At 62.1% G+C, this 22249-nt stretch carries 19 protein-coding genes and 1 riboswitch; of the genes, 6 read left to right on the top strand and 13 right to left on the bottom strand.

Translation table 11 applies throughout. The features are described 5' to 3' along the window. Positions 1-92: 92 nt before the first annotated feature. The 11 genes from CWS72_RS08640 to CWS72_RS08590 all read right to left on the bottom strand — a co-directional run bounded on the left by CWS72_RS08640 (position 93) and on the right by CWS72_RS08590 (position 13126). Positions 93-1778 (bottom strand): methyl-accepting chemotaxis protein, encoded by a 1686-nt coding sequence (locus tag CWS72_RS08640; protein ID WP_158240562.1) that lies wholly within the window; start codon positions 1776-1778, stop codon positions 93-95. Positions 1779-2016: 238 nt separating this feature from the next. After that, on the bottom strand, positions 2017-2736 hold the full coding sequence (btsR, locus tag CWS72_RS08635; RefSeq protein ID WP_199175597.1) for a two-component system response regulator BtsR: 720 nt from the start codon (positions 2734-2736) through the stop codon (positions 2017-2019). After that, positions 2733-4427: a sensor histidine kinase gene (locus CWS72_RS08630; protein WP_101250194.1), complete on the bottom strand. Its 1695-nt coding sequence runs from the start codon at positions 4425-4427 to the stop codon at positions 2733-2735. The genes btsR and CWS72_RS08630 overlap by 4 nt, the downstream gene beginning before the upstream one ends. Before the next feature lie 165 nt (positions 4428-4592). Next, positions 4593-5291, bottom strand: coding sequence for a hydrogenase nickel incorporation protein HypB (gene hypB / locus CWS72_RS08625; RefSeq protein WP_101250193.1), 699 nt, complete (start codon positions 5289-5291; stop codon positions 4593-4595). An 84-nt stretch (positions 5292-5375) separates the two neighbouring features. Continuing rightward, positions 5376-5729, bottom strand: a complete 354-nt coding sequence (hypA, locus tag CWS72_RS08620; RefSeq protein WP_101250192.1) for a hydrogenase maturation nickel metallochaperone HypA — start codon at positions 5727-5729, stop codon at positions 5376-5378. Positions 5730-5805: 76 nt separating this feature from the next. Next, positions 5806-6888, bottom strand: coding sequence for a hydrogenase large subunit (locus tag CWS72_RS08615; protein WP_101250191.1), 1083 nt, complete (start codon positions 6886-6888; stop codon positions 5806-5808). After that, entirely contained in the window at positions 6885-7424 is a 540-nt protein-coding gene (locus CWS72_RS08610) for an NADH-quinone oxidoreductase subunit C (RefSeq protein WP_101250190.1), read from the bottom strand. The genes CWS72_RS08615 and CWS72_RS08610 overlap by 4 nt, the downstream gene beginning before the upstream one ends. Continuing rightward, positions 7421-7933: a 4Fe-4S binding protein gene (locus tag CWS72_RS08605; RefSeq protein WP_158240561.1), complete on the bottom strand. Its 513-nt coding sequence runs from the start codon at positions 7931-7933 to the stop codon at positions 7421-7423. The genes CWS72_RS08610 and CWS72_RS08605 overlap by 4 nt, the downstream gene beginning before the upstream one ends. A 13-nt stretch (positions 7934-7946) precedes the next feature. Further along, a complete protein-coding gene (locus tag CWS72_RS08600; protein WP_101250188.1) occupies positions 7947-8390 on the bottom strand; it encodes an NADH-quinone oxidoreductase subunit B family protein in 444 nt (147 codons plus the stop codon). 1 nt (position 8391) lies between these two features. Beyond that, positions 8392-9351, bottom strand: a complete 960-nt coding sequence (locus CWS72_RS08595; RefSeq protein ID WP_101250187.1) for a respiratory chain complex I subunit 1 family protein — start codon at positions 9349-9351, stop codon at positions 8392-8394. Continuing rightward, positions 9344-13126 carry a proton-conducting transporter transmembrane domain-containing protein gene (locus CWS72_RS08590; RefSeq protein WP_101250186.1) on the bottom strand — a complete coding sequence of 1261 codons (3783 nt, stop codon included), beginning with the start codon at positions 13124-13126 and terminating at the stop codon, positions 9344-9346. Before CWS72_RS08590 ends, CWS72_RS08595 begins: the two co-directional genes overlap by 8 nt. Before the next feature lie 953 nt (positions 13127-14079). After that, a riboswitch (cobalamin riboswitch) is annotated at positions 14080-14332 on the top strand. Positions 14333-14404: 72 nt separating this feature from the next. Here CWS72_RS08590 and CWS72_RS08585 point away from each other — a divergent pair. The 6 genes from CWS72_RS08585 to CWS72_RS08560 all read left to right on the top strand — a co-directional run bounded on the left by CWS72_RS08585 (position 14405) and on the right by CWS72_RS08560 (position 19715). Continuing rightward, positions 14405-15073 carry an energy-coupling factor ABC transporter permease gene (locus tag CWS72_RS08585; RefSeq protein WP_101250185.1) on the top strand — a complete coding sequence of 223 codons (669 nt, stop codon included), beginning with the start codon at positions 14405-14407 and terminating at the stop codon, positions 15071-15073. Next, positions 15070-15369, top strand: a complete 300-nt coding sequence (locus CWS72_RS08580) for an energy-coupling factor ABC transporter substrate-binding protein (protein WP_241911641.1) — start codon at positions 15070-15072, stop codon at positions 15367-15369. Before CWS72_RS08585 ends, CWS72_RS08580 begins: the two co-directional genes overlap by 4 nt. Continuing rightward, on the top strand, positions 15353-16084 hold the full coding sequence (cbiQ, locus tag CWS72_RS08575) for a cobalt ECF transporter T component CbiQ (RefSeq protein ID WP_101250184.1): 732 nt from the start codon (positions 15353-15355) through the stop codon (positions 16082-16084). Before CWS72_RS08580 ends, cbiQ begins: the two co-directional genes overlap by 17 nt. Continuing rightward, positions 16081-16929, top strand: a complete 849-nt coding sequence (locus CWS72_RS08570; protein ID WP_101250183.1) for an energy-coupling factor ABC transporter ATP-binding protein — start codon at positions 16081-16083, stop codon at positions 16927-16929. The genes cbiQ and CWS72_RS08570 overlap by 4 nt, the downstream gene beginning before the upstream one ends. Positions 16930-17410: 481 nt before the next feature. After that, positions 17411-18946: an FAD-dependent oxidoreductase gene (locus tag CWS72_RS08565; protein WP_101250182.1), complete on the top strand. Its 1536-nt coding sequence runs from the start codon at positions 17411-17413 to the stop codon at positions 18944-18946. Positions 18947-19007: 61 nt separating this feature from the next. Continuing rightward, complete coding sequence (locus tag CWS72_RS08560; protein WP_101250181.1) at positions 19008-19715, top strand: cytochrome c3 family protein; 708 nt, start codon at positions 19008-19010, stop codon at positions 19713-19715. A 244-nt stretch (positions 19716-19959) separates the two neighbouring features. Here CWS72_RS08560 and CWS72_RS08555 read toward each other — a convergent pair whose 3' ends face one another. Together CWS72_RS08555 and CWS72_RS08550 are read right to left on the bottom strand one after the other, a co-directional pair. Further along, positions 19960-20676: a Crp/Fnr family transcriptional regulator gene (locus CWS72_RS08555; protein WP_158240560.1), complete on the bottom strand. Its 717-nt coding sequence runs from the start codon at positions 20674-20676 to the stop codon at positions 19960-19962. A gap of 387 nt (positions 20677-21063) precedes the next feature. After that, positions 21064-22233: a cysteine desulfurase family protein gene (locus CWS72_RS08550; RefSeq protein WP_101250179.1), complete on the bottom strand. Its 1170-nt coding sequence runs from the start codon at positions 22231-22233 to the stop codon at positions 21064-21066. Between the last annotated feature and the right edge of the window lie 16 nt (positions 22234-22249).

The following is a 22249-nucleotide window of genomic DNA, read 5'->3' as shown; positions in this document are numbered from 1 at the left end:
AGGGGCGAGCGGTGACGATGCGCGGGTGAGCGGCGATCGGCCCTTATGAAACCGCGATCGAAGCTTGAGGAAGCCGCCCACGCCCCCGCCCGTCACACCGCCCGCACGTCCTTGAGAAAACCGTGCACGACATCGCGCAACTGATCGGATTCCCGGGTCAATCCGGTCGCCGCGTTCAGAACGCCGTGCGCCGAATGGCCGGTCTCGGTCGCCGCGTCCGAGACACCGCCGATGTTCTGCGTCACCTGCTGCGTGCCCTCCGCCGCCTGCTGCACATTGCGGGCGATTTCCCGGGTCGCCGCGCCCTGCTCTTCGACCGCCGAGGCGATCGCCGTGGAAATCTGATTGATTTCCGAAATGGTCTGGCCGATGCCGTGAATGGCGTCGACGGCCTGACCGGTGGCGGCCTGCACCGTGGCGATCTGCTGGGCGATCTCGTCGGTCGCCTTGCCCGTCTGGTTGGCCAGGGTCTTCACCTCGCCCGCCACCACCGCGAACCCCTTCCCCGCCTCGCCGGCCCGCGCCGCCTCGATGGTCGCGTTCAAGGCCAGAAGATTGGTCTGCGAGGCGATGTCGTTGATCAGGCTGACCACCTCGCCGATGCGCTGGGCGCTTTGCGCCAGTCCCCGGACCAGTTCGTCGGTCTTGGCGCTCTGGTCCGCGGCCGTCGAGGCCACCTGCGCCGAATGATTGACTTGGCGCGAGATCTCCTGGATCGACGAGGCCAACTCCTCGGACGCCGCCGCCACCGTCTGCACGTTGGAGGACGCTTCCTCGGCCGCCGAGGCGACGATGGCGGCCTGACGCGTCGTCTGCTCCGCCGTCGCCGACATCGAGGAGGCGATTTCCCGCATCTCCGTTCCGGACTTGGCCACCGTACCGAGAATGGCCATCACTTTTTCATCGAAGGCGCGCGTCATGGATTCGATCTGCTCGGCCCGGCGCTCGCGGTCGGCCCGATCGCGCCGCTGTTCGGCTTCCACCGCCTCGGCACGGATCATGCCTTCCTTGAACACATGGAGAGCTTTCGCCATGCCCCCGACCTCGTCCTTGCGCTCGGTGCCGATCACCTCGACCGAATAATCCTTTTCGGCCAGACGCTTCATCACCCCGCCCATCGCCACGATGGGACGGGCGAGATATTTGCTGGTCAGCCAGACCGCGAGGGACAGAACCAGCACCAGGCCGAAGGCCTCGGCGATATAGCTCATGCGGATCATCGCCGCCGTCTCGGCCGAGGCATCCGACGCCCCTTTCTCAAGACTGGCGATCGAGACATCGGTCAGCACGGAGAGATCCTTGCGCAATACCTCCATCCGCGGATCGAAGCGCTCCCGCATCATGGCCAGAGCCGCGGTGTTATTGTTGGCGAACGCCGGTTCCCGGATATCCTGGACGGTCTTGAGCAAGGCCTCGTAGCTGGTCACGACCTTCTCGATCTCCGCCGCCTTGGCGGGCAGATCGGCCTTGGTTTCTGCGATCAGATCGCGAAACCGCTTGGCCGTGGCCTCGATATCCCTCTCGACCTCCCGCATCTTCGCCTGATCATCCTCGGCGATCAGGCGATAGACCAGACGGCCGGTTTCGATCTGCCGGGCATTCAAGCGGGCAACCGTCACGGCGCCCTTCGCGTCCTTGCTCAGCAGACGGGCATAAGTGGCGTCGATGGCCTCCATCCGACTGGCGGAAAACACCGTCGCCGCCATGGCGAACAGGCCAAGGGCGCAGAGAAGAACCGTAACCTTCGTCGCGATCTTCAGATTTTCAAAAAAAGACATGAGATTCTCCCGGCCGCAGAACGGACAGTCCCGTTGAAAAAGGCGAAACCTATGGTCGCGTTCATCAAACGGATGACGCGCCCGCGAACAATCTCCCCGCACCCTAAACATCTATTTTTATTTAAAATGTCGCAAATTCATCTATAAGAATGCATGAATTTACCCCGCGTGAAAGGTGTGGACCAAACACCCTATTTCGTCAAGCACGGGTTTTCCCGACGGACGTTCCGCCTGGAAATCAGACGATCCCCAGGCGATCCTTGAGGGAACTCAGGAAACGGCGGCTGACCGGCACCGACAGGCCGGCAGCGGTGGTAATCTCGGCCAGACCGTTATCGGTGAAATGGATTTCCTTGATGCGGTCGGGATTGATCAGATACTGCCGATGGCAGCGGATCAGCGGCGTCTTCTCCTCAAGGGTCCGCAAGGTAAGCTCGGTGAAGCGTTCCTGGCCGTTGGCCCCGACGACGTAGACGCCGCTTTGTTTCGAAGAGACATATTCGATCTCCTCGAATTTCATCAGATAAACCCGGTTGAGACCGGAGCAGGGGATCTGCTTCAACTGGTTGGAATCCTGCAGCACCGCCATGTTCTGCGGCGAACGGTCCCGGCGCAGCCGATGCAGCGTCTTTTCCAGTCTGGCCGGATCGATCGGCTTCAAAAGATAATCGAAGGCGTGTTCCTCGAAGGCCTGGAGGGCATATTCATCGTGAGCCGTCAGGAAGACGATGTGCGGCATCCGCTCGGGCGGAAGCATGGAAAGCAATTCGAGACCGCTCACCCGGGGCATCTGAATATCGAGAAACACCACGTCGGGCTGCAGCCGGTTGATCGCCGCCACCGCCTCCACCGCGTTGGCGCATTCGCCGACGATACGGATATCCTCGGCCTCCTCCAGCAGAATGCGCAGTTCCTGGCGAGCCAGCGTTTCGTCATCGACGATCAGGATGTTCATCATGGATGCGCCTCCTCCAGGGGAATGCGCAGATTGACGCGCGTATAGCGGTCGGGCACGCACTCGACCTCGACCCCGTAGGCGTCGCCGTAACGGTTCTTGATGCGCCGATCGACCAAACTCATCCCCATACCGTCTCCGTCGGAAGACTTTTCGAACAAACCGGCATTGTCCTCCACACTGACCACCAGGTCACTATGATCGCGCACGGCCTCGATCCTGATCAATCCGTCGCACATCAGTTGGGATGTGCCGTGCTTGATCGCATTCTCGACGATCGGCTGCAAGGTGAAGGCGGGGATCCGCGCCTCGCGCAGTTCCTCGGGCATGTCGATATCGACGGACAGATGCGGCGAGAACCGCGCCAGTTCGATCTGCAAATAGGCGTTCACATGCTCGATTTCATCGGAAAGGCTGGCCTCCACGCTGGAGCGCTTCAGGTTCTTGCGGAAAAACGTCGATAGATTCTGCACGAGGTGGCGGGCCTTCTCGGGATCGAGGCGAATGACCGCCGAGAGCGTGTTCAAGGCGTTGAACAGGAAATGGGGATTGACCTGGGCCTGGAGAAGCTTGATCTCCGACTGGGTCAGCAATTGCTTCTGCTGCTCGTAGCGCCCCGCCAGGATCTGGGTCGACAAAAGCCGTGCGATGCCTTCGCCGAGGGAACGGTTGATGGTCGAGAAAAGCTTGGTTCTGGGCTCATAGAGATTGACGGTCCCGATCACCTTTTCCCGCTCGTCGTGCAGCGGCACCACCAGCGTGGCGCCGAGCCGGCAATCGGGGCGGATGGTGCATTGAAAAATCTGCTCGTTGCCGTCGGCGTAAAGGATTTCGTTGTTGGCGATGGCTTGCAATGTCTGGGGCAGTGTAATCGGCATGCCCGTCAGATGATGGTCGTCGCCGATGCCGATGAAGGCCAGAAGCTTCTCCCGATCGGTGATGGCCACCGCACCGACCCCCGTTTCCTCATGGATGATGCGGGCCACCTGCATGGAGTTTTCCTGGTTGAAGCCGGTGCGCAGCACGCCGACCGAGCGGGCGGCGATCTTCAAGGCCATCGCCGAGAAGAGCCCGGACTGGCGTTCGAACATCACCCGCCGGTCCAAGAGGATGCGCATGAACAGCGCAGCCCCCAGCGTATTGGCGATCAGCATCGGCACGGCGATATCGGCGACCAGCTTGGCCGCCGCGTCGGAAGGCCGGGCCAGCGCCAGGATGACCAGCATATGGACGATTTCCGAACACAGGCTGACGATGGCGACGCGAAAGGGATCGAACAGCAGCTCGTTCTGGCCGCGGCGGACCATGTAGCGATGCATCATGCCGCCGACCAGTCCGGAAAAGACGGTCGAAATGGCACAGGCGAGAGCGCTCATGCCCCCCATGCTATAGCGATGCAGCCCACCGGTCAGCCCGACGACGATTCCCACCCACGGCCCGCCCAGGATGCCGCTCAAGCCGGCGCCGATGGCCCGCGTATTGGCAATGGAATCGTCGACCCTGAGACCGAAATAGGTGCCGAGGACGCAGAACAGCGAGAAAACCAGATAACAGGCCACCTTGTTGGGGAAGCGGATGGTGACGTGCATCAAGGGGATGAACAGCGGCGTCCGGCTCATCAGGAAGGCGATGACCAGATAAACACAGGTCTGCTGCAGAAGCGCCACAGTCAGATTGAATTGGCTGATCAGCATCGAAACAGCCGAAGCGCAGCAAGAGACGAAAAGGGCGATAGCATGCCTGGCCTATCATGAAACGGGAAAGACCGGCGCCCCTGCCGGTCTTTCGCCATGCCCAGGCGATCACCGGCGGGGACGCCGACGCCACTCATGGCACAGCAAAGGGCCAGGCTCAATCTTCTATCGCCGAAGTGCACGCAGCCAGTCGAGCCAACCGGCCATTCCGGCCCCCGTTTTCGCCGAAAGCACGTCGATCGGCAAATCGGCGGACAATCGATGAACGGCGTCTTCGGCACGGTGGGGATCGAAATCGTCCAGATGGGCCAACAGATCGGCCTTGGTGATCAGCACGCGACTGGCCTGGCGGAAGATCACCGGATATTTGGACGGCTTGTCGTCGCCCTCGGTGACCGAAAGCAGCACCACGTCGGCATGCTGGCCGAGCGCGAAGCCCGCCGGGCAGACCAGGTTCCCGACGTTCTCGATGAACAGCAAATCGATCCCCTCGAGGGACAGATCATGCAGCGCGTCATGCACCATCGCGGCATCGAGATGGCAGGCCATGCCGGTGGTGATCTGCACCGCCGGAACGCCGTGCCGCCTGATCCGCAGGGCGTCGTTCTCGGTTTCCAGATCGCCCTCGATCACGGCGATCTTCATTTCTCCCGCCAGCGCCTCGATGGTGGCCTCGAGCAGGCTGGTCTTTCCGCTGCCCGGCGAGGACATCAGATTGAGCGCCGTCACCCCCAGGGCATCGAAATGTTCCCGGTTATGCAGCGCCTGGCGATCATTTTCACTCAGCAGATTTTCAATGACTTCGATCCGCTTGGAGAGATTGGGCGCCGTCCCATGGGTATCGCAACCGCATTCCTTACACATCGGCCACTCCCGATTCACCGCCCCCAGACCGGGGCATGCAGCGGGGCGAATCATGCCAGAAATCGCCCGCGCCCGTCTTTAGATTCATGACAAAGCATCCGTTGCTTCGAAACTGTCGATATAGAGCTCCTGGCCGCTGGTCACGGTGATCCGCCCCCCCTGACATCGGTCGCAACGAAAAACGAAGCCGGCGATTTCCATTTCGGCGCCGCAATCGTCACAGCGTCCGCGGATCGGCACGGACTCGACCAGCAGTTCGGCACCCTCGGCGATGGTGTCTTCGGCGAACACCTCGAAACAGCCGATCAGCGCACGCGGCTCCACCGACCGCAGCCTGCCCACCTTGACGGTAACGCTGGCAATGCGCCGGACGCCGTGCCTGGCGGCGTGATCCAGCAAAATCCGCATCAGACCGCTGACGATGGAAGCCTCATGCATCGGATCTGTTTCCACCGGAAAAATTCGCCCGCCGCCGCCCGAAGGCGGCGGCGGTATTCCCGCACCTAGGGGGGCGTTAACGTTCGGTGCAGGAAATGCAGGGATCGATGCTCCCGACAATGAGGGCGATATCGGCCACCTTGCAGCCGGCCATCATCACCTGGAGACCTTTCCAATTGTTGTAGCTGGGCACCCGCCATTTGAGACGGGCCGGCTTGTCGGAACCGTCGGTACGCAGGTAATAGATCAACTCGCCCCGCGGCGCTTCGCTTTTCGCAATGGCTTCGCCGGCGGGGATCTCGGGGATGGCGTCGATGGAGATCGGCCCCTCCGGTATGTCGCGCAGACATTGCTCGATAATGCGCACCGATTCCTTGACTTCGCGCAACCGGATCATGGTGCGGGACCACACGTCGCCGTCGGCAAGCGTCTGGACGTCGAAATCGAGACGGTCATAGACGACATAGGGCGCCTTGCGGCGCACGTCGTAATCGACGCCGCTGGCCCGCGCCACGGGACCGACCAATCCCAGACGGATGGCGTCCGCGCGCGGCAATACGCCCACCCCCTTCGTTCTGCGCAGAAAGGAACCGTTGGTCTCGTAAAGGTCGCGGAATTCGTCGAGCGGCGCCTTCATCCGGGCGAGTTGGGCGGCCAGATAGGCCTTTCCCTCCCCATCCAGATCGTAACGCACGCCACCGATCCGATTGGCGCCCAGATCCATGCGGTTTCCGAAGATCGTCTCCTTGGTGTCCTGCATGATTTCGCGCGTTTCCATGACCTGCATGAAAAGCGTGTCGAAACCGACCAAATGGGCCGTGATGGCCACATTGAACAAATGGGAGGCGATGCGTTTGATTTCATCGGCGACGACGCGCAGGTATTCCACCCGCTCCGGCACGATAATACCCCCGATGCGTTCAAGGGCCATGCAGTAGGAAAAAGGATGGCTGTTCGAACACAGGGAACAGATACGTTCGGTCAGCACGATGTTCTGATGGATATTGCGCTTGGCCACCAGATATTCGATTCCGCGATGCACGTGACCGGCCTGAATGTCGAGCCCGGTCACGGTTTCGCCTTCGACCTCGACCTTGAAATACATCGGCTCTTCAAGAGCGACATGCAGAGGTCCGACGGGGATCTTGTAAGTACTCATGGCGTGCCCTCCCCCTTGCCCTTGCCCTTGGCGATCACCTTTTCCCACAGCCCCTTGGTGGTGGCCGCGTTGACCATCGTTGAATAGGGGATGTACTGGTCGAACACCGCATCGCCCAGGGATTCATCGATGAACAGGCGTTCGGGATGGGGATGCCCCCGCAGTTTGATGCCGTAAAGCTCGGCCATTTCCCGTTCCGGCCAATCGGCGTTATCGAAGAGCGAGGTGATGCTGTCGACCTCGCCGTCAGGCGGGACATGCACGCTTACCGTCAAGGTGTCGCCATCCAGATCGAAATGGTAGGCGATCTCGAAATTGCCGGTGCGCTTGGCCTTTTCCGTGGAATAGGCGGTAATCGTCGACAACCGGGCGGATCCTTCGGCAAGGAACCGGGCCACCGCCAGCAAATCGTCCTTCTCGTCCAGGACGCACCAGGCCGTGGTCACGCCCTTGACGTCGGTGCGAAACTCGATCTTGTGACGATCCGGCGCGGCATCCTTCAGCCCTTCGGCGACGACGGCCTGCAGATATTTCATGACGGTTCTCCTTCGGCAGGAGCTGTTTCAGCCTTGCGGCATTGCGGACACATGGCGCGCAACCGCTCGATCTCGTCGGCGGGTAATCCGGGATACAGCTTGGCCATCAGCGGAAGCGGCGCCGGCATCTTCTGCTTGCCGCATTTGGTGCATTTCTGGAACTTCACCGTCGCCCGTTCGACCAGATCGTATTTTTCCGACTGAAGATGGGACAGATGCCAGTCGTTGGTGGAATGCAGGCCTTCCGATTCGCAGTAAAGCGCGCACAGACCGCAGAAAACGCAGGCGTTGTGCCAAAGATTGAATTCCAGGCCATCGGGCTTCTTCTCGAACTGGATGGCGCCGGCCGGACAGATGCGGGCACAGACCCGGCACAGCGCGCAGGAGTCGGGGTCGAAGCTGATACGGGCCCTGAGCTTCTTCGGTGTAATCGCCTCGCCGAAGGGAAAGGCCTCGGTCGAGGGTCCCTTGAGCAGGTTTCTCAGCAGGACGGGCAGAAAAAACGACATGACCGCCTTCCTCCTAAATCCGCGTTTGCCAGACGGCGATCGCCTTGGCGATACCTTCGATGATCGCCTGCGGACGCGGCGGACACCCCGGAACATTCACATCGATCGGAATATATTGGTCGAGCGGGCCTGCGATCGCGTAGCTGTCGCGGAAGACGCCCCCGGAAATCGGACAGACGCCGACCGCCACCGTAACCTTGGGATCGGGAATTTCCTGGTAGAGCCGCAGGACCTTATCCTTCACCCGCACCGTCAGCGGACCGGTGATCAGGACGATGTCGGCGTGTTTGGGACTGCCGCAATATTGACAGCCCAGCCGTTCGACATCGTAACGCGGAATGATGGCCGTGGTGGCCAGTTCGACATCGCAGCCATTGCAGGATCCGGCGTTGATCCGGTAGAGCCAGGGCGACTTCGTCGACAGCCGTGACAGCAAAGAGGGAATCTGCGCGTTCATTTCACGACCTCGCAAGCATGATGGCGAGACTGGCGATCCCAAGGGCGAGCGGCCATTTGAGGAAGAACCGGAAAGCCTGGTCGATCCGCATGCGTCCCATGCCGGTCCGCACGACGGTCACCCCCAAAACGGCCAGCACGGTGCATTTGACGGCGAAGAGGAGCAATCCAAGGACGCCGTCCGGCCCATTGGGCAGAAACAAGGTGATGCCGAGCCCCAGGACGACGACGCATTTGACCGCCGACATCATCTTGAAGAGACCGAGCGACGGCCCGGAATATTCGAGCAGCGGTCCTTCCAGCACCTCGGTCTCGGCTTCGGGGATATCGAAAGGCAGAACACCGAGATTGGCCGGGAAGAAGCAGAGGAAGGTCAGCATGGCCGGCCACATCCACGGATCGAGGATAAAGGGCCCGTGGACCCGCTGATATTGGACGATCTCGGTTAAGGACAGACTGATCAGGTGCCCCTCGCCGACGCCGACGCGGATGGCCACCGACAACAGGGCCAACAGCACCGGCCCCTCATAGGCCAGCATGATGGACATCTCGCGGGAGAAGCCGATGGCGCCGAAGGGGGAGCCCGACGCCGACCCCGCCAGCATGAGAACCACCGCCGGCACCGCCAATAAATAGAACAGCGTCAGGAGATCGCCCAGTTCGGGGCTCGGACGATAGACGCCATTGATCGGAATCATCGCCGCGGCCAGCACCATGCAGGAGAAACCGGCCAGCGGCGCCCAGCGGAAAATCGCCGCCGAGGACTGGGCCGGGATCATGGTTTCCTTCCGGGAGAGCTTGATCAGATCGAAAACCGGCTGCAACAGCGGCGGCCCGACGCGGCGTTGCAGCCGGGCGGCCACGCGCCGATCGACGCCCTTGATCAGAAGCCCCAGGGCCAGGGCGAACAGGCCGCCCGGGAAGACCAGCACCGAAAAGAGCAGAATCAGACCATCAGACATGCTTGGCACTCCCTTCCTCGGGATGCGCCGCGAGGACGGTGCGGATCAGTCCGTCGGGCGACTCATAGAGGTTGGATGGACCCATCCGGCCCTGCCGGAGGTCGAAGTCGTTACCGCAGAGATGGACGTTGCCGACACGGACCCTGCTGCCGCCCATGCGGGTATAGAGCCACCCCGCCGCCGCGATGATCAGCAGCAGGATGGTGATCGGAGCGTTGCTCCATCCGCCCGGTCCGGGCAGCGGACCGCCCCAGGAGGCGACGACCGCCTCCAGTCCCAGCGACTGCTGGATCCCGGCGATCGGCACCAGCAGCAAACCGGGGAACAAACCGACCAGGACGGAGGCTCCGACGAGGATGCCCATGGGGACCAGCATGCTGGCGGGCGCCTCGACCATTCCGGCGGAAACCTGCGAGGTCTCCCCCATGAAGGCGGCATGGGCGAATTTCAGAATGGCGGCCAGGGTGAACAGGCTTCCCATCAGGGCGGCCAGTCCCAGCAGATAATGGCCGGATTGCAGACAGGCTTGGAAGATCAGCCATTTCGAGGTGAACCCGTTGAGCGGCGGCATTCCGGCGATCGACAGACCGGCGAAAAGGAACAATCCCATGGTCCAGGGCATCTTCCGCCCCAGCCCGCCCAGATCGTCGAGATCGACGACATGAGCTTGCGCGAGGATGCAGCCGGCGGCCAGGAACAGGGTGTCCTTCAGCAGCATGTGATTGACCAGATGCATCAGCCCGCCGGCCACGCCGAGGGCCGAGCCCAGGGATAGGCCGAGCAGGATGTAACCCAACTGGCAAACCGTTGCATAGATCAGCACCCGCTTGACGCCGGTCTGAATCATCGCCTGGGCCCCGGCATAAAGCACGGTGACGGCGGCGACCACCGCCAGCACATAAAGCGGCAGACTGATATCCATGACGGTGCCCAGGCGGGCGAACAACACGGAGCCGCCCAGCACGGCGAACAGTTTCAACACGCCATAGGGTCCGCTTTTCAGCAGAACCGAGGAGATATAGCCGGAAACCGGCGTCGGCGCCGTCGCCGGATGCATCTGATAGTCGATGCGAACCGGCAACATGGCCGCCTTCATCGCCAAACCGACGAGAATCAGCACCACCGCCCCGGCCAGCCAGGGAAGGTCCATTCCCGGAGCGGCATTGCGCAACTGCTCGAAGCCGAAGCCGCCGGAGCGGGCACCCAGCATGGCCACGCCCAGGAACATGATGCTGGCGCCGATGAAGTTGAACAGGAAGTACTTGAACCCTTCGCGCAGCGCTTCCGGCGTCTCCTCATGGATGATGAGGAAGAACAGGGTCCAACTGCTCATGATTTCCCAGAAGGCGAAGAAATTGAACAGATCGGTGCTGGCCGTCATGCCGAGCAGGCCGCCGATCATCGCCAGGAAAAGGAAATAGTAGCGGCCGTGCGCATGGCCGTGGCGCATGTAGCCGATGGAGTGCGACAGGTTGAGAGCGCCGACACCGGCGATCAACAGGGCGAACCAGAAGGACAGGCGATCATATTGGGCGCCTTGCACAATGATGCTCGCCACGGCGGCCAGCATGGCCAGGATCGACAGGACGCCGGCCGCCACGGGATGCCGCCGGCCGAGGAGGAAGGTCAGTCCGGCCCCGATCGCCACGGCGACGGCACTGGCCGGCCAGATCATCTGCAGGCTGGGGATGTCCGCGATCGCCTGGCCGCCGCGCGCGGCGGCCAAATCGGCCACGGGACGGACCAGCAGCACGCCGTAATCCGGGACCAGGCCGCCCAGGATCACGAAAGCGCTGAGCAGACCGGTGGCCAGAAGCATGGAGAACGGTGCCTCGGCCACGGCGGGGCCCTGGTAACGCTCGAAGAACAGGATGCGGAGAACGCGGGCGTAATAGACGGCGCCGATCACGCTGCCGGCCAGAATGATCGCCGCCAACGGCCACAACCCCGCCGCCACGCAGGCATAAATCATCAGGAATTTGCTGAAGAAGCCGGAGAACGGCGGCAACCCCATCACGGCCAGGGCGCCGATGGCGAAGAACAGGCCGGTCAAGGGCATGGCCCGGCCAACCCCCTTGAACTCGTCGAGGCGCTTGCGTCCGAGGCGGAAGATGAAGGAGCCGGCGGCAAGGAACAGCAGGCTCTTCATGGCCGCGTGATTGACCACATGCAAGGATGCGCCCGCGATCGCCAGATAGCTGCCGATCCCAAGGACGGCGACGATTTCTCCGACTTGCGCCAGCGTCGAATAGGCCAGCATGCGCTTCAACTCGCGCTCGCGCAGCGCCTTGATTTCCGCGTAGACGACGGTTACGGCACCCAAACAGGAAAGGGTCAGGCCGAAGGAGGAGAAGGACCCGGCCGGAGACGCTTTCGACAGCAGTCCGGCGCCGAACAGGACGAACAGAACCTTGATCAGGCCATAGACGCCGGCCTTGGTGACGATGCCCGACATCGGCGCCGAAATCGACGACGGCGCCACCGGATGGGCATCGGGCAACCAGCCGTGGAAGGGAAAGACGCCCGCCTTGACGCCCAATCCGACCATGAACAGGAAGACGACCACCGTCGTCACCCCGGAACTCAGTTCGCCGACATGCTGCGCGATCACGCCCATCTCGAAACTGCCGATCTGGGCATGCAGCAGCAGGATGCCGAAATGCATGACATAGGCGCCGGAAGCGCACATCAGGAAATATTTGCGACCGGCGGCGAGCGCTTTTTCACTCTGCTCGTGAATGACCAGGAAATAGGTGGACCAGGTCATCAGCTCCCAGAAGACGTAAAAATTGCCGAACTGCTGCTCGGTGACCAGCCCCAGCAGGGAACCGATGGCGAGGAACAGGAAGAAGTAATAGCGGTTGGCCGCCTCATGGGCGCGGATATAGGAGAAGGAATAGATCACCACCAGCAGGGCGATGCCGGCGAAAACCACGGAAAACAGCCAGGAGACGGCATCGACCGAGCCGTTCTGCCAGGCCAGGACCATCGTCACGGCGGCCAGGGCGATGGCGGCGACATCGCGCAGCCGTCCCGACAGGCAGCCAAGGCCGTAAAGTACGAAGCCGCCGATATAGGGGACCAGAACCAGGAGGGACCAGGGGCTTTCATAATCCGGCAATCCGGTCCCGCCGACCGCGCCGACCAGATGCTGCGCCGCATCCTCCAGGGGTTGCGGAAACAGGCTCATGACGATGGTGGCCAGCGTCAGGACGCCCAGCGGCAGGGCGAGAGCGCCGGGCGCAACCGTTCTGGCGGGCGGCTCGCCCTTTGCCTTCCGGGCGAAACAGATGCGCTGGATGATGGTGATATAGACGACCAGCGAAACGACGCTGGCGATGGTTCCGAACGAGGCAAGCCCCCATTGCCCCTGTTCGACCGCGCCGTAAAGCACGAGAAACTTGGCGAAGGATCCCTTGAAGGGCGACAGCCCCATCACCGAGAACATGGCGAAGCCGAACAGCAGCGATACCATCCGGTTGGACTGTCCGACGCCGGACATGTCCTCCAATCGGGATGATCCCGCGGCGCGGACCAACGGCACCAGCGCCAGGAACAGCAGACCACGCATCACCAACTGATAGCCGAGATGCATGACGGCGCCGGTCTCGCCGGCCACGGACCCGAGACCGAAGCCGAAAAGGACATACCCCAACTCGGCGATGGAGGAGATGACCAGGGCCCGGACGACGTTGCGCATCGAGGCCAGGGCCGCGATCTCGCCCGCCAAGAGAAGCAGCACTCCAACCCAAGCCAGAATTGTTGAACTCAGCATGACGTCCCCTTCCAACCCTCATCCCAACGCCCCGGGAGCAACACATCCCGGCGCGTATATCCGGCACCTGTGATCAGACCAGTCGCGTCCATCGGCAACGGAAACCCTCGGCAGAGTTTCCCGACACTTTGGAGAAGCTTGAAATATCGGTAATTTCGGGCCGCCAACCGGCTTCTTGCCGGTTTTGCGCGCGGGATGTCGAAAGATCCATCATCCTTCTCACCACAGCTTTCATGGGGTCCCCTTTGCCTTATTTTTAGTAAGGCTTTGATTACTACCTACGCCGAATGAGGGTTTGGGTGGGGCCCAATCCGACAAACGGCGCGATTTCATGCTCAGCGGTCGGAAAACACTGTTAAGCGGCCTCATTCGATGGATGAGCGGTAACGGTCGGGATTATGGAAGCAGGCGGAGTCGCTGTCTGTCAGATCGCGGACAGTTCTGCCGATTGTCCGGAGGAGGAAAAAGTGTCGTTCGCCAGCCGAAGAAGATGCAATCCTTCGGGCGGCAGCGAACCGCACGGTTCAAGTCCAACCTTGTCCATAGTTTCTTGTCTCAGGCATGGGAGCAGTCCACATCTGCCCCTATCTGAGTTCATCGGTGTTTATCTGTGCTCCTTTTGACAAGCCCCCGGTCCCGGGCCGGGTCTTCGGGAGCAGCTCGATTGGCCCCAGAATAACCCGCCGGAATCGATTATAAGGAAACGCAGATCAGCGCCGATGAACGCAGGTGAGCACAGATGGGATCGAAGCGTTCCCAGCCTCCGGGGCTCCGAACTCGGGTTTCGACTTTATCAACGCCGGCGTCATGGCCGAACTCGACACGCGACTGTTCGGCACGGGGATGACGACTCCTGGGAGTGGGCCGGCAAATGAAATTGGCGGCGCCAACCGGTTGTTAACCTGAATTCGTTGCCGTGGCAGCGAACCGCTTGACCCTCGCCCCCCGTGGTGAATAGACTTGCCCCCGATGGTTCTTCGTGCCGCCCTCTTGGCGGTTCGGAGTGAAAAGGGAACACGGTGAGGCTTTCGAAAAGAAAGCTGATTCCGTGGCTGCCCCCGCAACTGTGAGCGGGTAGGTTCCGGCACCCAAGATCGCCACTGGCCGTGGCCCCGACGTCCACCGGGGGCCGCATACAGGCTGGGAAGGCTAGGCTGGAACCCGCGACCCGCGAGTCAGGAGACCTGCCATCAGCGTTGCGTGTGTGATGCCATTCCGGGCGGGGTGTTCTCGGGAAGGAGATGGTCGCACCGCGTCCGAGATCTCGAGGTGGATCCGATGCATATTATGGAAGGTTATCTACCCGCGGCACATGCGGCGGGGTGGTTTGCCCTTTCGGCCCCCTTTGTCGTGGCCGGGGCGGTCAGGCTGAAACGTATCGTGGCGGCACGCCCGCAAGCCAAAATGACGCTGGCCGCGGCCGGCGCTTTCACATTCGTCCTTTCGGCCCTCAAAATGCCGAGCGTCACCGGGTCCTGTTCCCATCCGACCGGCACCGGCCTCGGCGCCGTGGTTTTCGGCCCTTCGGTGATGGCCGTCCTGGGAACCATCGTCCTGCTGTTTCAGGCGCTTTTGCTGGCGCATGGCGGGCTTACCACACTCGGCGCCAATGTATTCTCGATGGCGATCATGGGGCCCTGGGTCAGCTATGCCGTATGGCGATTGGCCAGCCGCCTGGGCGCCTCCATCGCCTTTTCCGTCTTCTTGGCCGCCGCCCTGGGCGATCTCGCGACCTATGCGACCACATCGGTGCAATTGGCGCTGGCCTATCCCGATCCCTCGTCCGGATTTGCCGGAGCCGTTCTGAAATTCGGCGGCATCTATGCCGTGACGCAGATTCCGCTGGCCATCGCCGAGGGATTGCTGACCGTCGTCGTCATGAACGCCCTGTCCGGGCGGGCCGGACAAGCCGATGAAATCCGCATGCTGTCGGGAGAGATCGAATGATGATCGCCCAGCATCGCTCGGTGTGGCTCTCCGCCGCCGCCGTCCTCATCATCGCGGCCCCCCTGGTGGTTCCCGGTTTGGGGGGGGACTTCAAGGGATCCGACGACATCGGGACCGACGCCATTACCGAATCCCATCCTGGCTATCAGCCATGGTTCCAACCACTGTGGAAACCGCCCAGCGACGAGATCGAAAGCATGCTGTTCGCCTTGCAGGCCAGCTTGGGGACGGGGGTCATCGGCTACCTGATCGGCCGTCGCCACGGGTCGCGGCGGGACGATGTCACCCGTCGATAGGATCGCCCATCTCAACCGCTGGCGTTTCCGACCCTTGAGCGAAAAAGCATTGCTGACCTTCGGCATGCTTCTGCTCGATATCAGTCTGCCGCCCTGGCCGACAGCGGTCCTGGTGGCGGTGGTGATGGTGTTGGCAACCCTGGTCGGAGCCCGCGTTCCGGCCAGGGTATGGCTCGCCTGCGTCGCCGGTCCGACGGGGTTCCTGCTCGCCGGGACGCTGTCGGTGCTGCTGCAGGTCGACGGCCATGGCATCGGCCTCGCCCCGGGGGGGCTCTCCGCCGCGGCCGGACTGGCCGCCCGTTCGGAGGCGGGGCTCGCTTGTCTGCTGTTCCTGGCGCTCACCACGCCGGCCAGCGATCTGATGACCGGGTTGCGCCGTCTCGGGCTGCCCGCTGAAATCGTCGAGATGGCCCTTCTGACCTATCGCTTCGTGTTCCTGCTGGCCGACACGGCGGCGACGATGAACGCCGCCCAGGCGGCCCGTCTCGGCCATATCGGCCTGCGCCGGAGGCTGCGCTGCCTGGGCGTGCTCATCGCCAATCTGCTCCCCCGCGCGCTCGACCGGGCCCGACGCCTTGAAGTCGGACTCGCCGCCCGCGGCTGGAACGGAGAGATGCGCGTCCTGTCCCGCCGCACGCCGTCGTCCATTCCCACCCTCGCCGGTATCCTGATCCTGGAGACGGCGATGCTGATCACAGGATTGCTTGTGCAATGACACCGCTTTTGGAAGCCCGCAGCCTCGTCTACGCTTATCCGGGCGGCGTCCCGGCCCTGTCGGGGCTGGATCTCGCCGTCAAACGGGGACGCCGGCTCGCCATTCTGGGCCCGAACGGAGCCGGCAAGACCACTCTCCTGCTGCATTTGAACGGCAGTCTGCGCCCGGCATCCGGCCAAATCCTCCTCGATGGCCGGCCGGCCGGCTATGATCGCACCCAACTGACGGCGTGGCGGCGGAGGGTCGGCCTGGTCCTGCAGGAGGCCGACGATCAATTGTTCGCCGCCTCCGTGGCCGAGGACGTTTCCTTCGGGCCGCTCAATCTCGGTCTTGACGAGGCCGCCACCCGCGTTCGTGTCGGCGAGGCTCTGGCCGCTCTGGGGCTCACCGGACTGGCCGAACGGCCGACCCATATGCTGTCCTTCGGCCAGAAAAAGCGGGTCGCCATCGCCGGCGCCGTGGCGATGGCGCCGGAAATCCTGCTGCTCGACGAACCGACGGCCGGCCTCGACCATGCGGGCGCCAAGGGATTGCTGACGGTTCTCGCCGCATTGTCCGCCGCCGGAACCACCCTGGTCTTCAGCACCCACGACGTCGATCTGGCCTATGGCTTCGCCGATGACGTCGCGCTGTTCGACGGCGGACGCATGCTGGCTCAAGGCCCCACGGTCGACATCCTGTCGGATGGCACCCTGCTGGCCGGGGCCCGGCTCCAGGCGCCCTTTTTGCTGGAGATGGGCCTGAAGGCGAAATCGCTGGGCCTGCTCGCGCCCGACGCTCCCTGCCCTCGCCGGCCACAGGAGATGCTGTCCCTGCTGGAACGGTTGATGGCGCGCCCCACCTGAGGCCTCCATAGCCACCGGCGAAATTCTCCTTTTAGTATATTTATCAGAATGATTTCCGCCGAAAAGTAGCAGATAGGATCGCTCGGATAAGTGACTTTTCCCCATTCACCGTTTACCACCAACTCTCGCAAAATATAATGAATACAAAGTACTTTCTCATCATATGGGAAAGTCGGCACAATGCCTAATTCCATACTATTTTTGTGGGATATATCTTGACTTTCCATTGAGCCACCCGCATTGTTGATTTGGGTTGGGGAGGACTTTCTGAGGAGGCCTGAAATGGCCACTCATCTGTTCGAGCAAGCCGCCTCGGGGTGGCCCGATCCCTTCCGCATCCGTCACCGTGAAGACGGAAACGGACGCGCCCCAGGACGCGTCAGCTCCGGGTTCGCCCAAAAATCCGAAGATCCTATGAAGCGCTCCTTGCTCGACAGGCACGACGCGGGACATGACCCGCACGACTGTGGAGGAGACAACAATGTCCAATAAAGATCTAAGCCGTCGTTCCGTCTTGAAATCCGTCGCCCTGGGCGCCGTCGCCCTCAGTGGCGGCACGGCGCTCAACATGGCTGTTCCCGGCACGGCGCAAGCCCTGGTCCGCAAGCTGCCCACCCAATGGGACGAGACCTGGGACGTCATCGTCATCGGCTCGGGATTCGCCGGCCTGGCCGCCGCCGCCGAGGCGGCCGGCGGCGGTGCGAAAACCACCCTTCTGGAAAAAATGCCGACATACGGCGGCAACTCGATCATCAATGGCGGCGTCTTCGCCGCCTGGGACGACAAATGGCATTACCGTGAAAAGCTCAATCTGGGCGCCGACAGCCCGGCCCAGCATTGGCAGGACATCCTGAAGGGGGGCGACTATTACAGCATTCCCGAATTGGCCAAGGAGGTCGCCGACGGCGCTGCCGATGCCCTCAACTGGGTGGTCGAGGATGGCGGGGCCGAACTGCGCCCCACGGTGACGAGGGCCGGCGGCCATACCGCCTACAGGACCCATGCGGCGAAAAGCGGTGTCGGCCGCGAATATACGGAAGCCTTGCGCAAGATCGCCGCCAAGGCCGGCATCAAGCCGACCTTGAATTCGGAAGTCACCTGGATCTGGCGGGCAGACGCGGACCCGAAATCGGCGGTCCTCGGTGTCGAAATCAAGCGCGGCAAGAAGGTTCTCAACCTGCGGGCCAACAAGGCGGTGATTCTGGCCAGCGGCGGCTTCAGTCAGAATGTCGAAATGCGTTCGGCCCACAATCCCCGCCTGACAGCGGAATACAATTGCACCAACCACAAGGGGGCGACCGGTGAAATCCATAAATTCGCCCAGGCGGTCGGGGCCGACACGCTGCAGATGAACTTCATCCAGCTCTACCCTTACGCCGAACCGGAAACCGGACTGCTCGACGCGCAAGCCGTCTATCCGTTCAACGGACCGGGCTACGGCATTCTTTACGTAACCAAGCAAGGCAAACGCTTCGTCAACGAATTGGAGCGCCGCGACGTGGTCGCCTATGCCCAGATCAATCTCGGCAAGGACGCCAAGCCGACCTGGTCCATCTTCAACGAAGCCATGATTCTGCCCATGGGCGGCGACCCGGAAGAGGTCGCGGAGGGTTTGAAGCGCGGCCGTTTCATCAAGGCCGAGTCCATCACCGAGTTGGCCGGGAAATGCAACATTCCGACCGACGCCCTTGTCGATACGGTCAATAAATACATCCAGTATCACAAGGACGGGAAGGATCCGGAATTCAACAAGCCGATCACCCCTGCGATGATCACCCTGGAGAAAGGCCCGTTCTACGCCATTCCGCAATGGCCGGCCGTCCACTTCTGCATGGGCGGCCTGCGGATCAACGCCTCCGGTCAGGTGATCGACGTCTTCGGCAGCCCGATCCCCAAACTGTTTGCCGCCGGCGAAGTTACCGGAGGCATCCACGGCTCCAATCGCCTGGGATCCAACGCCATTCCGACCTGCATCGTGTTCGGCCGCATTGCCGGCCGCAACGCCCTGAAGGCGTAAGGACGACGTCGACGAGGGTTCGTCCGCCGGGACGGACCCTCGTCCCTTTCTGATCGGAGCGATGATGCTGAAACCGCATTTCCTCGCCATCGCGGCGGCGTGCCTTCTTCTTGGCGCCCCGCTCGCCGGACCCGCGCGGGCGGCGCCGCCGGGCGATGCCTGTACAGCCTGCCATCCCGACCTCTCCAAGACATTGCCGCAAAAACACAAAGCGGTCCGCGGCAATGGAATGGCCTCCTGCACTCCCTGCCACGCCACCGGACAATCCGGCGAGGCGGAGACGAACGGTTTCTCGACCCGGCTGCATCTCACCCATGTGCCGCCGGCCGTCAAAGGCGACTGCGCGGCCTGCCACCGCATCGTCCCGGGAAAAAGCTTCGGCCTGATCGGGCAGCCGTTTTCCTGGGGTGCGCCGAAGCCCGCCGATCTCAAATTACTGAAGGAGGAATTCGCTTCCTGGGCCAACTCCGATTTCACCGACCATCTGCATGCCAAGGCATCGGTCGATTGCGCCGGTTGCCATGGCAAGGGGCTCCCCACGTCCGATTCGACGGTGGAAAACGATCGGTGCCTAGCCTGTCACGGACCGATCGAGAAGCTGGCCGGGAAGACCCGCAATGTGGAGTTCCCCAAACGCAATCCCCATTCCTCGCATCTCGGTGACGACATCGCCTGCACCACCTGCCATCACGCCCATGCGGCATCGGTCGTCTATTGCGCCGACTGCCACCGGCTGTGGAAGATGAGCATTCCGGGGGCGGCAAAATAGAAGAGGACTATCCGGGCATGTCACCTGAAACGACATGCCCGGATGGGCGCCGTCCGTACCTGCACTTCCGGGCTGCCCGAAGAGGCTTCGCGGGCATGACGCGGATGTCCCAGATGAAACTCCAAGGGCTTGTGGACCCCATATGACGCCTGCGCTCCGCTACGGCGGGTGGGAAGCGCCGCTCGGGCTTAAGGTCTGTTGGATTCGATAATTTATCGACAGGCCCTGAAAACCGTTCCGGCGATCAGTTCCGCCGCCCCGCCGCGCCGACGAGCGGGATCGGGCAAACCTCCTCCTCCCAATCCGACAGCTCTTCGCTTTCCGTCAACCTTTTCAGGCGACGCAGATCGCGAATGACCAGTTGTTTGCGGCTGACTCTCAAGATGTAGCCGCTCTTGATAAGTTCATTGAGAATCAAGGATGTGGATTGCCGGCTCGAACCGATCAGGGTGGCGATTTCTTCGATCTTGTAGTCCATGGTGATGGAGACGCCCCCATGGACCTTGCATCCGCGCTCATTGGCCAGATCGAGAAGAAAATAGATCAGACGCTGTTTGACGTCGCGGAAGACCAGGCCCTCGATGATCCGGACGGCGCTTCCAAGGCCGCGCCCCATGCTGCCGATGATGGCGACGGACAGGCCCGGGATGGTCTTCAACGCGTTTTCGAAATTCCTGAGGCTGGTGACCAATATCTCCGACGGCTTCGTGGCGACCACCGACATTTTGGCGTGCGTCGTGAACACGGCTTCCGGCTCAAGGGTGAAAAGCGTGAATTCCCGCCCCTCGCACGAGAGATAGACGCGCAATTCGCCGGACAGAACGATGAAGATACTGTTTTCCGTCGTTCCGGCATCGCAGACGATGCCGTGCTCGGCGATTTTACGGACCGCGAAGCTTTGGAAAAAGCTGTCATGCTCGGGATTCTCAAGAATATCGAAAATGCTGAAGCACTGAGACATCGCGGCGCACAGCCCATAATGAATAGTAATGGCCTCATCATTAAAGCTCATTAATCAACCAAAAGCAAGATGTCCACCAAATCCAAACATCAGCACCTGCTTTCGCCATCGCTATATATTTAATATACATAACCAATATATTGCACAGCCCATGCATAGTCTTTAAGAGAACGACAGGCATCCGGCATGAACCAGAGGAATTCCTTACCCTGAAAGAGGCAACGAAGACCGCCGGCGCCATTGCTGAAAGGCGGCATGCCGGGAACCAATCTTGCGGTTTCTGTGGATAGACTTGGCGCTTGTTTCAAGAACAACCGCCCGGGCGGGCGTCCACTTCAATGCGAAATTTGCATTTCACACCACCGAAACCAACAGGACTTTTTTGTATTATTTCGCGTCTTGGGCCGGCGCTCGCCGCTGCGGGGAAGATGCCCGAAGATGGCGGATCGCATCGGGGAGAACGGCCAACAGATAATCGACGTCGTCCGCCGTATTGCCTTTGCCGATGCTGATGCGCACGCTGGATCGTGCCCGCACCGCCCCCAGCCCCATCGCCATCAGCACATGGGACGGCTCCCGCGAACCGGCCGCGCAAGCCGATCCCGCCGAGACGGAAAGCCCCAACTGATCGAGCGCCGCCACCACCGCTTCGGCAAGAACATTGTTGAAGGACAGGCTCGTCGTGTTGCCGACGCGTGGCGCTCCGCCCCCATTGACCGTGGCGCCGTCGATGGATTGGAGCACCGCCGTCTCCAGGCGATCGCGCCAGCCCCGGATCCATTCCACCGTTCCATCCTCGAACCCCGCCAGGGCGGCCTCGGCGGCCAGCCCGAGCCCGACGATGCCGGGCAGGTTCTCGGTGCCGGCGCGATGCCCCCGCTCCTGGCCTCCGCCATGGATGAGCGGTTTCAACGGTGTGCCGCGGCGGACGAACAGAGCGCCCACGCCCTGGGGCCCGTGAATCTTATGCGCGGAAATGCAGAGCAGATCGCAGCCGAACCGTTCCACCGAGAGAGGAACCTTGCCGGCGGCCTGCACCGCATCGGTGTGAAACCAGACATCGGCCATGGCGGCGAGACGGCCGATCTCCTCGACGGGCTGCAGGACGCCGGTTTCGTTGTTCGCCGTCATCACGCTGATCAGCTTGGTGTTCGGCCGCAACGCGCGACGCACGGCGTCGGGATCGACTTGGCCCGAGAGCCCCACGGGCAGCCGTGTCACCTCGCCACCGAGACGCTCCAGCGCGCGACAGCTGTTCAGCACCGCGTCATGCTCGATAGCGGTGGTGATGACATGATCCCCCACGCCGCAAAGACCGAGAATGGCGCTATTGTCGCCCTCGGTGCCGCCGCTGGTGAAGACGACTTCCGACGGAGCGCAGCCGAAAAGACGCGCAACCGATCCGCGCGCCGTTTCAACCGCCTCCCGCGCCTCCCGCCCACGGCGGTAGGAGGACGACGGATTGCCGAAACCATCGGTGAGCCGGCTCACCATGGCATCGACCACCTGCGGCAAAGGCGGCGTGGTCGCGTTGTTGTCGAAATAGGCGATACGCATTCCTCGCTCCCTCGAA

The organism is Telmatospirillum siberiense (assembly GCF_002845745.1).
Classification (GTDB): domain Bacteria; phylum Pseudomonadota; class Alphaproteobacteria; order Rhodospirillales; family Magnetospirillaceae; genus Telmatospirillum; species Telmatospirillum siberiense.
The sequence above is the reverse complement of the archived record's forward strand: the minus strand, read 5'-3'. Positions and strand labels throughout refer to the sequence as shown.

Coding starts and splice junctions, on each gene's coding strand:
- CWS72_RS08570 (WP_101250183.1), top strand. CDS start 16,081: ATGACACCGCTTTTGGAAGCCCGCAGCCTCGTCTACGCTTATCCGGGC.
- CWS72_RS08610 (WP_101250190.1), bottom strand. CDS start 7,424: ATGAAATATCTGCAGGCCGTCGTCGCCGAAGGGCTGAAGGATGCCGCG.
- CWS72_RS08615 (WP_101250191.1), bottom strand. CDS start 6,888: ATGAGTACTTACAAGATCCCCGTCGGACCTCTGCATGTCGCTCTTGAA.
- CWS72_RS08600 (WP_101250188.1), bottom strand. CDS start 8,390: ATGAACGCGCAGATTCCCTCTTTGCTGTCACGGCTGTCGACGAAGTCG.
- hypA (WP_101250192.1), bottom strand. CDS start 5,729: ATGCATGAGGCTTCCATCGTCAGCGGTCTGATGCGGATTTTGCTGGAT.
- CWS72_RS08590 (WP_101250186.1), bottom strand. CDS start 13,126: ATGCTGAGTTCAACAATTCTGGCTTGGGTTGGAGTGCTGCTTCTCTTG.
- CWS72_RS08565 (WP_101250182.1), top strand. CDS start 17,411: ATGTCCAATAAAGATCTAAGCCGTCGTTCCGTCTTGAAATCCGTCGCC.
- CWS72_RS08555 (WP_158240560.1), bottom strand. CDS start 20,676: ATGTCTCAGTGCTTCAGCATTTTCGATATTCTTGAGAATCCCGAGCAT.
- CWS72_RS08585 (WP_101250185.1), top strand. CDS start 14,405: ATGCATATTATGGAAGGTTATCTACCCGCGGCACATGCGGCGGGGTGG.
- CWS72_RS08550 (WP_101250179.1), bottom strand. CDS start 22,233: ATGCGTATCGCCTATTTCGACAACAACGCGACCACGCCGCCTTTGCCG.
- CWS72_RS08560 (WP_101250181.1), top strand. CDS start 19,008: ATGATGCTGAAACCGCATTTCCTCGCCATCGCGGCGGCGTGCCTTCTT.
- CWS72_RS08605 (WP_158240561.1), bottom strand. CDS start 7,933: ATGTCGTTTTTTCTGCCCGTCCTGCTGAGAAACCTGCTCAAGGGACCC.
- CWS72_RS08580 (WP_241911641.1), top strand. CDS start 15,070: ATGATGATCGCCCAGCATCGCTCGGTGTGGCTCTCCGCCGCCGCCGTC.
- btsR (WP_199175597.1), bottom strand. CDS start 2,736: ATGATGAACATCCTGATCGTCGATGACGAAACGCTGGCTCGCCAGGAA.
- cbiQ (WP_101250184.1), top strand. CDS start 15,353: ATGTCACCCGTCGATAGGATCGCCCATCTCAACCGCTGGCGTTTCCGA.
- CWS72_RS08630 (WP_101250194.1), bottom strand. CDS start 4,427: ATGCTGATCAGCCAATTCAATCTGACTGTGGCGCTTCTGCAGCAGACC.
- hypB (WP_101250193.1), bottom strand. CDS start 5,291: ATGTGTAAGGAATGCGGTTGCGATACCCATGGGACGGCGCCCAATCTC.
- CWS72_RS08640 (WP_158240562.1), bottom strand. CDS start 1,778: ATGTCTTTTTTTGAAAATCTGAAGATCGCGACGAAGGTTACGGTTCTT.
- CWS72_RS08595 (WP_101250187.1), bottom strand. CDS start 9,351: ATGTCTGATGGTCTGATTCTGCTCTTTTCGGTGCTGGTCTTCCCGGGC.